The organism is Anseongella ginsenosidimutans, from assembly GCF_008033235.1.
Lineage (GTDB): Bacteria > Bacteroidota > Bacteroidia > Sphingobacteriales > Sphingobacteriaceae > Anseongella > Anseongella ginsenosidimutans.
The window spans coordinates 636798-648763 of sequence record NZ_CP042432.1 but is presented as its reverse complement, the minus strand read 5'-3'; the positions used below and the strand labels follow the sequence as shown (position 1 = coordinate 648763).

The following is an 11966-nucleotide window of genomic DNA, read 5'->3' as shown; positions in this document are numbered from 1 at the left end:
CTTAATTTTACTTCTGCGGGGCCGCCTGTCGCCGCGTGCAGCTAATTTTCCGCTGCGAGCTGACAGGCAGGGTTTCGGAAACCTGAACTTATACGTAGGATCTAAACCAAATAATTATGAGGAAGTTCATGGCCATACTGCTGGCTATTGTGGTAATGTCCCAGGGTAAGGTTTTTCCCCAGGACGGCGGTCCCGGCGAACATGCAGTCAGCGGAAAAGTAACCGCCGCCGCTGACGGAAGCCCCATGCCGGGAGTAAGTGTGCTTTTAAAGGGAACCATTAACGGAATTTCGACAGACCTTGAAGGGAATTATACTATTTCAGCCGCCCCCAACGATGTGCTTGTATTCTCATTTCTTGGATATGAGTCACAGGAAGTGATAGTCGGCAGCCAGCGCACTATCGATGTTTCCCTTACTGAAGATGTCGCGAACCTGGATGAAGTGGTGGTAGTGGGTTACGGGCAGATGAAAAGGGCCGATATCAGCGGAGCCCAGGTTTCTGTTACCGCTGAAGATATCGGCAAAACCTTAAACACGACCATTGGCCAGGCCTTGCAGGGCCGTGCTGCCGGAGTTTATGTGACCCAGAACAGCGGACAGCCCGGAGGCGGTATATCGGTCAACATAAGGGGCATCAATTCTATTAACGGCAGTAATGAACCCCTGTATGTAATAGATGGCGTGCAGATCGCTCCGGGGACGGTTGCTTACGGCGCCACCAGTTCCATGAACCCCTGGCCGGGCTGAACCCAACCGATATCGCGTCCATGGAGGTCCTTCAGGGGCCTTCCGCAACCGCCATTTATGGCTCGCGGGGCACGAATGGCGTCGTGCTGATCACCACCAAAAGAGGAGAGGCCGGACAGATGAAGATCAATTATAATTTCCTGTATAGTGTGCAGGATGAGCCGGAAATGCTGTCGGTAATGAGCCTGCGGCAATACGCGCAAATGGTGAATGAATACCATGCCATAGCAGGAGGGGATTCCCCCGGGGCTTTTCTGGATCCTTCTGTACTCGGCGAAGGCACAAACTGGCAGGACGCTCTTTTTAAAACATCTCCCCTGCAAAAACACCAGCTCAGCCTGAGCGGAGGAAGCGAACGCACTACCTTTTACCTTTCAGGAGAATATTTCGACCAGGAAGGCGTAGCTATCGGCTCCTCTTTTAAACGGTATTCGCTGAGGCTGAACGTGGACAATCAAACCCGCGACTGGCTGAAATTAAGCGCTAACCTTTCCCTGAATCAAACGGATGATCAACTTGGGACCTCCCAGGAAAATGTCATCAACAATGCGATTAATATTGCGCCCAATGTGCCGGTCAGAAATCCTGACGGGAGCTGGGGAGGGCCCGATGCCGCGAACGGCAGCAGCGAACAGTTTACTCCGCTCAATCCGGTTGCAGTTGCCAGCTTCATCCGGAATGATCTTAACCGGAGAGGCGCAATGGGAGGCATCAGCGCGGATATTAGTATTCTCAAAGGCTTAACCTTCCGTACTTCCCTGAACGGTGAAGTGCGGTATAGCAATTCCAGCTATTTCATACCTACCTACCAGCTCGGTGACCGGCCAAATGAGGTAGCAAGCCTGGCAGTGAACAGAGGAACCAATATTTACTGGAACCTGAACCAGCTGGCGCAGTACAACACAAGTATCGGGAAACATGAAATTGGTATAATGGCAAGTCATGAATCCCAGGAATCCAGCTGGGAAAACTTATCCGGATCAAGAACGGGCTTTGTTACCAATGAGATCCCCGACCTGAATATCGGCAGCCCGGACGGAGCCATAAATGGCGGTGGCCGGGGCGATTGGGCCATGGAATCTTATCTGGGCCGGCTGAATTACAGTTATGATGGCAGGTATATTCTCCAGGCAGCCATCCGGGCTGACGGTTCATCGAATTTCGGGCCGGAAAACCGATGGGGCGTTTTCCCTTCTGTGTCGGCTGCCTGGAGGATTTCTCAGGAATCATTTATGCAGGATGTCACGTATATCGAGGAATTGAAATTACGTCTTGAAACCGGGCTCACCGGCAACCAGGGAAGCGAGGGAGTGTTTTCTCCTCTGAATTCCGTGGCTACTCCCTGGGGAGCCGGCTTTCTTGCCGGGCGCTACGGGAACCAGGAGTTGAAATGGGAGGAAACCCAAACCTATAATATTGGATTTAACCTCAGTATCCTGGAAAACCGTGTGCAGCTGGAAGGAGATTTTTATATCAAGAAGACGGATAACCTGTTGATGCCTAATCCTCTTCCCGATTATATGGGCACCGCGGGACAGGGTTCTATTGCTCCTCCTATCGTCAATGTGGGCTCCCTGGAAAACAGGGGATACGGGTTTACCCTGAACACCATTAATATAGACCGGAAGGGTTTTCAGTGGAACAGTAATTTCAATATATCTGGATTCAGGCCCAAACTAACTAAACTGTATTCGGAAACAGCTTTCCTGCAGCGTTCCGCCTGGTACCTTAATAACTGGACACAGCGTTCGGATATAGGGAAGGCGCCCTGGCTGTTCTATGGCTATGTCTATGACGGCTTGTTTCAATCATTGGAGGAGATCGAAGCAAGCGCCCTGCCTACCGATAATACTGGTGCGGAGCTGGCTGCAAACCCGAACTCGGTATGGGTAGGGGATATCCGGTACAAGGATCTGAACGATGACGGCGTAATTGATGAGCGGGATCAAACCTTTATTGGAAACCCCTGGCCGGACTTCTCATTTGGGTTCAGCAATTCATTCAGTTATAAAGGCTTCGACCTGAGCATCCTCCTTACCGGAACCTATGGCAATGATGTTTTCAATTACCTGCGTTTTGTAAACACCAATCCGAACAATATCAATCTTGGCAGGAATCTCCTGGAAGAAACCTTTGCTTACGCCAGGATTGGCACAGGCGACAACGGGGCTCCCCGCCTGCTGAACCCGGAAACTTCGGTACCCAGGGTGTCGGGTTCGGATGTTAATGGCAACGGAGCCAGGTTTACCGATAAGTTCGTGGAAGACGGATCGTATATAAGGATCAAGAATATTCAGCTAGGCTATAATTTGCCTGAGTCTTTTTTAGGGCGGCAGCCTGTAATACAGGCCGCCCGGCTTTCAGTGGGCGTACAGAACCTGGCCACTTTTACCCGGTACAAGGGGTATGATCCTGAAATAGGGTCTTTTGTGGGCAGGGATGTGGCTGCGGATACGCAGCCAACCGGACTCGATTACGGCCGTTATCCTTCGACCCCCATCTACACTTTCAGCGTTGGACTCGATTTTTAATCCTCTCTAAACGACAACAAGATGAGAAAAGCTAATCATATATATTACCTTGCCGGCCTCGCAGCCGGTATTCTTACAGGCTGTTCTTCAGAATTTCTGGACCGTCCGCCACAGTCCCAGATCGTGGATGCCAATTTTTACCAAACAGCTGAACAAGTGCTGGCAGGCACGGCGCCCTTGTACAACCTCGTATGGTTTGATTATAACGACAAGGCTTCCCATGGAATAGGCGATGCCAGGGGGGTATTCTTACTTCCGGCTCCTATCAGCTGGAAAATATCCAGATGAACACTACCGGACTGACCGCCGAGAACGGAGCGTCCTGGAGGTCCTTTTATAATATAGTAGGGCAATCCAATACGCTGATAAAGAATATAGAACAGTTCGCCGGCGAAAATGTGCCGGCAAACATAAAACAGTATGCTATTGCCGAGGCGCGTTTTATGAGAGGCCTTGCCTATTCCTACCTGGTGCAGAACTGGGGCCCTGTGCCGGTTATCGAAGATAACTCAACCTTGCTGCAGGATACCAGCATTGCCAGGAATACCATACCAAGCGTCTGGGAATTTATTATGCGGGACCTGCGTTTTGCCGTTCAGCATATGCCGGAGACGGCGCCGCAGGAGGGGCGTTTAACGAAATGGGCGGCTGAAGGCATGCTGGCTAAAATGTTCCTGGCCCGATCCGGCGTGGGGCAGAGCGGCAGCCGGAACCAGGCGGACCTGGACAGCGCCGCCTGGTATGCAAAGCATGTGATCGATAACAGCGGGGCCAGCCTCCTGCCGGAATACCGCGACCTCTTCCTGATGGAGAACAATAACAATCCCGAAAGCCTGTTCGCTCTGCAATGGGTCTATAACGGCGGCTGGGGGACGAATAACAGCGTGCAGGCTTACCTGGCCTATGGCTCCGAAATAACTGGTTTCGGAGATGGCTGGGGAGGAGATATCGGCGCTTCCCTTTATATATTGGAAAAATACGAAGAAGCGGATAAACGAAGGAAGGCTACCTTTATGCTGCCGGCTTCTCATTATTCTTATATCACCCAGGTGCCCTCCGGGGGAGAGCCCCAGGAACTGCGGGTGCCGGTGAACAGCACCGATGAGGAAAGCCGGCGTTATAATTCCCGGGTCTGGGTAAAGAAGTATGTGGTTGGACGGCCGGAGGATAACGACGGCAAGGTGCAGCAGCAGCGTACCGAGATCAATACCTATATGCTGCGCCTGGCCGATGTTTACCTTATCTATGCGGAAGCGGTCTTAGGCAATAACGCTTCTACTTCCGATGGAGAGGCCTTACAATACTATAACGCGGTTCGGACCAGGGCCGGCCTGGATCCCAAAACCTCCGTCACCTGGGAAGATATTTTTAACGAGCGGTTGCTTGAATTTGCCATGGAAGGGCAAGCCTGGTATGAGTTCACCCGGCTGCACTATTATGATCCCCAGAAGGCCTATACTATTTTAAGCGGGCAGGACCGCGGGTTTTTCCGGATCTACCCCGATCAGATCCCGGATCCCAATTCCTGGGAGATTGAAATAGACGAAGGTTCGGCGCAGCCCAGGACCTATGTAGTGAATGCCGGTAATTTTTACCTTCCGCTTCCGGCCACAGAACTGTCAAGGGCGCCGAATCTGCGAAAGCCGCCGGTGCCTTATGATTTCGGGGAGTAAGAATCAGGTACTAATAAATTCAACAAGACAGGAATATCATGAAAAGATATATTTTAACATTCATTACCGCCTTGTTTATACTGGTTTCCTGTGAAAAGGAAGAAGAACCGATCAGTCAGGGCGTGCCCTTTATCGAACGGGTCAGGCTGAGCGATCCGGCCACCGCCGACAGTTCCCTGAGCAGCGCCACGCTCGGAAGCACCCTGGTGATCGTGGGCAACAATCTCGGAAGCGTGGAAGCGGTTTTCATCAACAATTACCGGGTGGGGGTTAATGCCGCCTACGCTACCAATAATCATTTGATAGTCAGTGTATCGGATAGCGTTCCTACCGTAGCGACAGATCCTGATGTGCCGAATGTGATCAAAGTGGTCAATCCTTTCGGGGAAGCGGTTTACCAGTTCCAGGTATTGCCGCCCGCTCCTGTCGTGGAACAGATCAGTAATCAATACGCAGGAGCAGGAGAACCCATCACCTTGTATGGCAAATATTTTTATTTCGTGGACTCGGTATTGTTCCCGGGTGATGTATATCTTACCGGGGACTTTGCCAGCGGCTCCGGCGGGGCCACGCTTACGGTTACCATTCCTCCCGGTTTTGACCCCTCCGGAGGCGGGGACCTCATTGTCAGTACGAAAAGCGGGAATTCACAGGCAAACCGGGCAACCCGGTTTTACGACGGGGACGGGATGGTGGCGGATTTTGATACCGATGGTGCCTTGGTATGGCCGGATAACTGGGGCTGGGGTATTCCAAATGCCAATATCACCAGTACCGCACCGGGGATCCAGCCAATTGACGGAAGCTTCGGCCTCATAAATATGACACTTCCGCCCGACTGGGGCTGGGCTAATGAAAAAGTCATTAACCTGGTAAATTGGGGAGGGGAGCAGATATATCCCACAGTTCCTCCGGAAAAGTATGATCCGGGAGTTCCGATCGCTGATTTTGATATCCGCATGGAGGTGGCGGTTTCTGCCGCTGCTTCCCTGGCGGGAATTGAATTGCAGGTAATGTACCAGAACGAAAACAATACAGAGTTATCGGCAAACGTTTCCTTAACGGATTTTGTACGAAGTACGGACGGAAAATGGTATACCGTTTCAGTTCCCCTGAATACTTTGACCAATGCTAATTCCCGGATGTCAACTTATGATGATCTGCTGAAGGGAAATGCGGATGGGCAGCATCATTTAAGAGTAGTCCTTGTTAACCCGACGCCGGCTCCGGTTCCTGTGGTATTTGCCGTCGACAATATAAGGGTCGTCAATGCGGAGGCCGATTAATCCATAAATAACTATATTACAAAATGAACCGGTATGAAACGGCAGGATGGTATAACTGTTCAATCCTGATCGCTTTTCTTTCAGGGCTTACCGCATTCCCGGTGTCGGCTCAGCGGCTGGCCGGGGAAATACGTCTTAACCAAACGGGTTTTTACCCGCAGGCGGCTAAAATAGCGGTTGTAGTGGAAGCGGAAGCGCCCGGCCGGGCCGTTGGTGCAACCAGGGCTGGCCAGACAACCAGGGCTGGCCAGACAACCAGGGCTGGCAGTACAATCAGCGCCGGCGAAGCGGACAGGTTTTATATCACCGGGCCAGACCTCCGGGACACGGTTTATACGGGTTTGCTAGATACCTCACGCAGTTCGGCCAATTCGGCGGGAAGCACCCGTATTGCCGATTTTTCTTCACTAAAAAAAGAGGGAATCTTTGTGCTGTGCATTCCGGGTCTGGGAAAATCTTATCCTTTTGAGATCCGGGGAGAAGTTCACCGGGAGATTGCAAAAGCTTCGCTGAAAGGTTTTTATTTTCAGCGGACGGCTACTACGCTCCTTCCTGAACACGCCGGCAAGTGGGCCCGGGCGGGCGGGCATCCCGATACTGCCGTACTGATACATGGGGCCTCAGCGTCTTCGCAGCGCCCGGAAGGTTTGGTAATCTCCGCGCCGGGGGGTTGGTATGATGCAGGAGATTATAATAAATACATGGTTAACTCCGGAATTACCGTGGGTACCTTGCTCTCTCTTTATGAAGATTTTCCGGAATATTTCATAAAACAAAATCTTGATATTCCCGAAAGCGCAAATAGCATTCCCGACCTGCTCGATGAAGTTCTATGGAATCTTCGCTGGATGCTGAGTATGCAGGATCCCCACGATGGCGGGGTATATCATAAGCTGACTGCAGCGGATTTTGAAGGTATGGTCATGCCCGAAACCGCTGTTTCCAAAAGATACGTGGTACAGAAAAGCACGGCAGCATCCCTTGATTTCTCGGCGGTGATGGCCCAGGCGGCCCGCATATTCAGCGATATGGAGCAAGAGTTGCCCGGTCTTTCTGACTCCTGCCTTAATGCCGCTGTAAAGGCCTGGGAATGGGCGCTGGAAAACCCGGACAGCATTTATAACCAGGAAGAAATGAACCGGAAGTATGATCCTGACGTGCATACCGGAGCATATGGCGACCGTTATCCGGAAGATGAATTTATCTGGGCCGCGGCTGAACTGTTCATTAGCACGGGGGAGGAAAAGTATTATACCATTATAGAGATGTTTCCGGATGACGAGCTGCCGCTTCCCAGCTGGAGTCAGGTACGCCTCCTAGGGTACTACTCACTGCTGCGCTGGGAAAAAAAGTTATCGCCGGTGGTAAAGAAGGATATTACGAAATTAAAGAATCGCCTGACGCGGCTGGCCGGCAAATGGATTGCCCAGGCGGCCGCCCAGCCTTATGGTACCGTAATGGGATGTTCAGCAGACGATTTTGCCTGGGGGAGTAACGCTGTGGCAGCTAACCAGGGCATTTTACTGATCCAGGCATATCGCGCAGACCCTGACAAGAAATACCTGGAGTACGCACTTGCTAACCTGGATTATTTGCTGGGCAGGAATGCTACCGGCTACTCCTTTCTCACAGGATTCGGAGATAAAACGCCCATGCATCCTCATCATCGTCCTTCTGTCGCGGATGGTGTACCAGAGCCCGTTCCGGGACTGCTGGCAGGAGGGCCGAATGCGGGAATGCAGGATGGTTGTGATTATCCTTCAACCCTCCCCGGCCAGGCATATATTGATAGTGACTGTTCCTATGCTTCCAACGAAATAGCCATTAACTGGAATGCGCCTTTCGTTTACCTGGTTTCCGCCCTGGAGGCTATACTTCCCCTGGAGGAAGGCAAATCCTTCTGAAGCCGGGTGCTTTCTTCAGGACTTACGCTCTTTTACAAGAGAAGAGGCCTGGCCGTTACGAAGCAAGTGGTCGGGATTGGGTATAAAATGGAGGAAAGACTGCTGGCTGCGGGCGTATCGCTGCCGGTCCAGTACGTAATAAAAAGCACCTTTCCTGGAGCCGCTCTTGTCCTTTTCGTTTTGTTTAATGAGTAAACCGGTGGATAACAGCTTGCGGCTGAAATTCCGCTTATCAAAGGTAGTATCATAAATCCCCTCATAAAGGTGCATCAGCTGGGGGATGGTAAATTTTTCCGGCAGCAGTTCAAATAAGAGAGGATGAAGCGTGGCTTTGTACTGAACCCTTTTGCGCGCCACATCCACCATTTGCCGGTGATCAAATATCAGTTCGGGGATATCGTTAAGGTGAAACCATTCGGCATGATACTCGTCACTTAGCTGCTGCTGGTATTTATTAATGTCGATAAGCGCGAAATAGGTTACGCTTACCGTTCTTTCAACCGGGTCCCGGTCCGGCACGCTGAATGTATGAAGCTGTTCCAGGTAAACTCCTTCCAGCCCGGTCAATTGCCGCAGGATCCTGTTAGCCGCTTCATCCGCGCTTTCTTCTTTCCTTACAAAACCTCCCATAAGGCTCCATTTGCCCAGGGCCGGTTTGAACCCGCGTTGTATAAGCAGCAATTTAATGTCCCTGCCGTCAAATCCAAAAATAATGCAGTCTGCTGCCAGCAGCAGCCTTTGTTGTCCGGAATACCTTAGCATGATACAACTGAATTAATAAACACGAATATAAAGTTTTTGAACAAACCCTATAATGATTATATTTCCCTTTCAGATTGGCAATCAGGCATGAAACTCAGATTAAAATTAATGATCATTCTCACTTTTTTTTCCGGTGCAGCCGGGGCGCAGGACGTGCAGCTGGTACTGGATGCAAAAGCAACATTGGGCGAAGGGGCATTATGGCACCCGGTCGAACAAAAACTATATTGGGTAGATATCGAAGGGAAGCAGCTTCATATCTATGATCCTTCAACGGGCGAAGACCGCCGGCTGCCGACTCCGGGAAAGATAGGGACAGTAGTCCCGGTCCGTACGGGAGAAGCCCTGGTGGCATTGCAGGATGGTATATACAAGATGAATACCAGCACTGGCGAAATGGATTTCCTGGTAAATGCGGAAAAAGACTCCGCTATCAGGTATAACGATGGTAAATGCGATCCCGCCGGTCGCTTTTGGGTGGGCACGATGGCCGGGCACGAAGAGGCGGCCCTTTACCGGGTAGACCCCGATGGCCGGATTCACTTGCTGCTTGACAGCGTTACCTGCTCGAACGGCATCGTATGGTCGGCCGATAAAAAAACAATGTATTATGTGGATACGCCAACCATGACTGTAATGGCCTTCGGCTACGATAATGCTACGGGGAATATCAGCCATCCGCGGGTGGCCGTAAAAGTTCCTCCCGGAATGGGCGCTCCTGACGGAATGACTATTGATGAAGACGGAAAATTATGGATCGCCCACTGGGGCGGGAGTTGTGTCGCCAGGTGGGATCCGCTGACAGGGGAACTGCTGCAAAAGATAAGCGTGCCGGGGCCGCATACTACCTCCTGTGCATTCGGAGGTGAAAACCTGGACATTTTGTATATTACAACGGCCCGCGACGGCCTTAGCGAGGAACAGCTGCGGGATTACCCGCTCAGCGGAGGGCTGTTTGCCGTGAAGCCCGGTGTGCGCGGCGTTCCCGCCGAATTCTTCGGGGAGAAATAACTTGTGCTGCCCTATTTAAAAATTTTAAAATATTTTCTGTAGGCAGGATACCACAGGATAGTTGTCGTTTCTCTACACAGTATATTTGTTGAAATGAACGACAAATAGTTTAAAAGACTTCTTGCAAACTTTTTTCTCATAAGTTAGGTTTTGGTTACATACAAACAAAGGCTGTTCTCCCGAACAGCCTTGTTTGTTTTAAGGCCTTTCCAGCGGGTTTTATTTGAGGTGCGGGAATATCTTTTTCCTGTACTTTTCCGGCGGCAGGCCGGTCTTTTCCTTGAATAACTTTGAAAAGTAAAAACTGGAATCAAAGTTGAGGTTATAAGCGATTTCCTTCACAGATTTAGACGGGTCGGAGAGCAGCATCTTCGCTTTTTCGATCTTCAGCTGAATAAGGTACTGCCCGGGCGCAATGCCGGTGTACGCCTTGAACGTTTTTCTGAACCAGGAATAACTCAGTCCCAGTTCGCTGGCTATTTTTTCGGGAGAAATTTGCTGTTCCACGTTCGCTCTGAAAAGTATACGGGCTTTATTGACCATATTTTCCACGATCGTTTGCTCATCTTCGAAATGATGCTCTCTTGAAATGGAATGGATCAACCCGAGCAGGTGAACCACCGCGCCGGAGATTAGCGGCTGGTAGCCGGATTTTTCCTGCTTTGTTTTCTCTATGATCTCGTCAAAAATACTTACCACCTGCTCATTGATCCCGATCTGCAGGCAGGGGGCCGTTGGTTCATGGAAACGGTTTTTTACGAGGTTATCCATGATGCCGCCGGTGAAGCCTACCCAGTATTCATCCCAACCGGTGCCGGCATCCGGTTTATAGCGATGCCATTCGTTAGGAAAAAGGAAGATAATAGCTCCTTCCTTAATATTTGTCATAGGACAGCTTTCCGATTCGAAGACTCCGCCTCCGCGAGGAATGTAAATCAACTGGTATTCCTGCAGGACACGGCCATTTTTCCAGTCAAAATAATGATGGGCGGGATGGCCCGCGTGGGGATAAGTGTCCGAGAGATCAATTCGCCCGCAGCCCGCAGCCGTGACACATAATCCCCATTTTACAGCATCCCGGTTTACCGGAAGATATTTATAATAATTGATCATGGCTCTCTGACCCCCCTAAAATAGGCAAATTATGTGAGGGTTCGCTGCTGTCTTGAAAACACAAGTGTGTGGCTATTCCCGCTCAGGAGCTGGTAAACAGCAATTCTTCGGCCGGGATATCAAGGATCCTCGCCATCAGTAACAGCCGGTCGACAGAAGGTGTTGTTTCATTCAGTTCCAGCCTGCTGTACGCTTCCTGGGAAATGCCCATTTTGCCTGCCATGAATTCCTGCGAGTAACGCCTCTCTTCTCTCGTTAGACGAATACGGCGCATTATGGCCCTGCTTGAGTTATAATCTTCGTTTTTCATGGTGATGAAATTTGATAATGCAATATCGGAACTTTCAGATATAGCTCAAAGCTATATTTTAAAACCTCAGGGTTTAAGAAAGTTCTTGCGGATACTTTATAAATGCCTTACCTTTATTCAACAAAGTTTACCGGTTGACAAAACAGGGAGAGCCGAAAACCTTTAACAGAGTAGGCGCAATTTTAAATAACAAACAACTATGAAAAACACAAGTATTGAGAACACCGTACTGGTCAGCCTCAGCGAGGATGAGCTGCGGGCAGTAAATGGAGGACTGGTATTTTGGACAGCAGTCGCTGCTGGAGTGTGCATTTCAGCAATTACAGAAATTATTTCTGATTGGGATAATTTCAAAGCAGGACTGTCGGGACGTTGTGAAGGTTAAATGAATTTAATAAGACAGGCCTTATGGAAAGTTTAATCAACTGTGAAGGATTGGAACTTATCGAAGAAGCGGAAGCGATGGATATAGCCGGTGGAAGGGGGTTCGCGTATGATGTCGGACGGGTATTCAGGTTTATAGGAATTGCCGCTGTTTACGGTGTACCTTCAGCATTGACCGACGCTGCCAGTACAAGCTGGTCATGTAATTGTTAATCATGATAAACCCAAAATGAAGATCATTGA

At 50.3% G+C, this 11966-nt stretch carries 12 protein-coding genes; 9 read left to right on the top strand and 3 right to left on the bottom strand.

The window, feature by feature from the left end; all coding sequences use genetic code 11:
* Positions 1-116: 116 nt before the first annotated feature.
* From FRZ59_RS18755 to FRZ59_RS02705, 6 genes are read left to right on the top strand one after another with little or no spacing between them, the layout of a single operon-like run.
* Positions 117-749, top strand: a complete 633-nt coding sequence (locus FRZ59_RS18755) for a carboxypeptidase-like regulatory domain-containing protein (protein WP_225975160.1) — start codon at positions 117-119, stop codon at positions 747-749.
* A gap of 20 nt (positions 750-769) precedes the next feature.
* Positions 770-3280 carry a SusC/RagA family TonB-linked outer membrane protein gene (locus tag FRZ59_RS02720; protein WP_262713154.1) on the top strand — a complete coding sequence of 837 codons (2511 nt, stop codon included), beginning with the start codon at positions 770-772 and terminating at the stop codon, positions 3278-3280.
* 21 nt (positions 3281-3301) lie between these two features.
* Positions 3302-3568 carry a RagB/SusD family nutrient uptake outer membrane protein gene (locus tag FRZ59_RS18750; RefSeq protein ID WP_225975159.1) on the top strand — a complete coding sequence of 89 codons (267 nt, stop codon included), beginning with the start codon at positions 3302-3304 and terminating at the stop codon, positions 3566-3568.
* A complete protein-coding gene (locus FRZ59_RS02715; protein ID WP_262713153.1) occupies positions 3565-4953 on the top strand; it encodes a RagB/SusD family nutrient uptake outer membrane protein in 1389 nt (462 codons plus the stop codon). Before FRZ59_RS18750 ends, FRZ59_RS02715 begins: the two co-directional genes overlap by 4 nt.
* Positions 4954-4991: 38 nt before the next feature.
* On the top strand, positions 4992-6239 hold the full coding sequence (locus tag FRZ59_RS02710; RefSeq protein WP_132127409.1) for a glycan-binding surface protein: 1248 nt from the start codon (positions 4992-4994) through the stop codon (positions 6237-6239).
* Between the two features lie 23 nt (positions 6240-6262).
* The gene (locus tag FRZ59_RS02705; protein WP_132127410.1) at positions 6263-8143 is read left to right on the top strand and encodes a glycoside hydrolase family 9 protein; all 1881 of its coding nucleotides are present in this window, start codon (positions 6263-6265) and stop codon (positions 8141-8143) included.
* Positions 8144-8158: 15 nt separating this feature from the next.
* Here FRZ59_RS02705 and FRZ59_RS02700 read toward each other — a convergent pair whose 3' ends face one another.
* A complete protein-coding gene (locus tag FRZ59_RS02700; RefSeq protein WP_132127411.1) occupies positions 8159-8905 on the bottom strand; it encodes an NUDIX hydrolase in 747 nt (248 codons plus the stop codon).
* Positions 8906-8992: 87 nt separating this feature from the next.
* On the opposite strand from FRZ59_RS02700, the gene FRZ59_RS02695 reads away from it, so the two are divergent.
* The gene (locus FRZ59_RS02695; protein ID WP_207910184.1) at positions 8993-9916 is read left to right on the top strand and encodes an SMP-30/gluconolactonase/LRE family protein; all 924 of its coding nucleotides are present in this window, start codon (positions 8993-8995) and stop codon (positions 9914-9916) included.
* 219 nt (positions 9917-10135) lie between these two features.
* On the opposite strand, the gene FRZ59_RS02690 is transcribed toward FRZ59_RS02695, so the two are convergent.
* On the bottom strand, positions 10136-11029 hold the full coding sequence (locus tag FRZ59_RS02690; protein ID WP_132127412.1) for an AraC family transcriptional regulator: 894 nt from the start codon (positions 11027-11029) through the stop codon (positions 10136-10138).
* Positions 11030-11111: 82 nt separating this feature from the next.
* Complete coding sequence (locus FRZ59_RS02685) at positions 11112-11339, bottom strand: helix-turn-helix transcriptional regulator (protein ID WP_132127413.1); 228 nt, start codon at positions 11337-11339, stop codon at positions 11112-11114.
* Positions 11340-11538: 199 nt separating this feature from the next.
* Between FRZ59_RS02685 and FRZ59_RS02680 the strand changes: the two genes are divergently transcribed.
* Both FRZ59_RS02680 and FRZ59_RS02675 read left to right on the top strand, forming a co-directional pair.
* The gene (locus FRZ59_RS02680) at positions 11539-11724 is read left to right on the top strand and encodes a hypothetical protein (RefSeq protein WP_132127414.1); all 186 of its coding nucleotides are present in this window, start codon (positions 11539-11541) and stop codon (positions 11722-11724) included.
* 23 nt (positions 11725-11747) lie between these two features.
* Positions 11748-11936, top strand: a complete 189-nt coding sequence (locus FRZ59_RS02675) for a hypothetical protein (protein WP_132127415.1) — start codon at positions 11748-11750, stop codon at positions 11934-11936.
* Positions 11937-11966 lie beyond the last annotated feature (30 nt).

Excerpts from the sequence above, each read along its gene's own strand:
- FRZ59_RS02690 (WP_132127412.1), bottom strand. The coding sequence starts at position 11,029 with ATGATCAATTATTATAAATATCTTCCGGTAAACCGGGATGCTGTAAAA.
- FRZ59_RS02675 (WP_132127415.1), top strand. The coding sequence starts at position 11,748 with ATGGAAAGTTTAATCAACTGTGAAGGATTGGAACTTATCGAAGAAGCG.
- FRZ59_RS02695 (WP_207910184.1), top strand. The coding sequence starts at position 8,993 with ATGAAACTCAGATTAAAATTAATGATCATTCTCACTTTTTTTTCCGGT.
- FRZ59_RS02705 (WP_132127410.1), top strand. The coding sequence starts at position 6,263 with ATGAACCGGTATGAAACGGCAGGATGGTATAACTGTTCAATCCTGATC.
- FRZ59_RS02710 (WP_132127409.1), top strand. The coding sequence starts at position 4,992 with ATGAAAAGATATATTTTAACATTCATTACCGCCTTGTTTATACTGGTT.
- FRZ59_RS02685 (WP_132127413.1), bottom strand. The coding sequence starts at position 11,339 with ATGAAAAACGAAGATTATAACTCAAGCAGGGCCATAATGCGCCGTATT.
- FRZ59_RS02715 (WP_262713153.1), top strand. The coding sequence starts at position 3,565 with ATGAACACTACCGGACTGACCGCCGAGAACGGAGCGTCCTGGAGGTCC.
- FRZ59_RS18750 (WP_225975159.1), top strand. The coding sequence starts at position 3,302 with ATGAGAAAAGCTAATCATATATATTACCTTGCCGGCCTCGCAGCCGGT.
- FRZ59_RS02720 (WP_262713154.1), top strand. The coding sequence starts at position 770 with ATGGAGGTCCTTCAGGGGCCTTCCGCAACCGCCATTTATGGCTCGCGG.
- FRZ59_RS18755 (WP_225975160.1), top strand. The coding sequence starts at position 117 with ATGAGGAAGTTCATGGCCATACTGCTGGCTATTGTGGTAATGTCCCAG.
- FRZ59_RS02680 (WP_132127414.1), top strand. The coding sequence starts at position 11,539 with ATGAAAAACACAAGTATTGAGAACACCGTACTGGTCAGCCTCAGCGAG.
- FRZ59_RS02700 (WP_132127411.1), bottom strand. The coding sequence starts at position 8,905 with ATGCTAAGGTATTCCGGACAACAAAGGCTGCTGCTGGCAGCAGACTGC.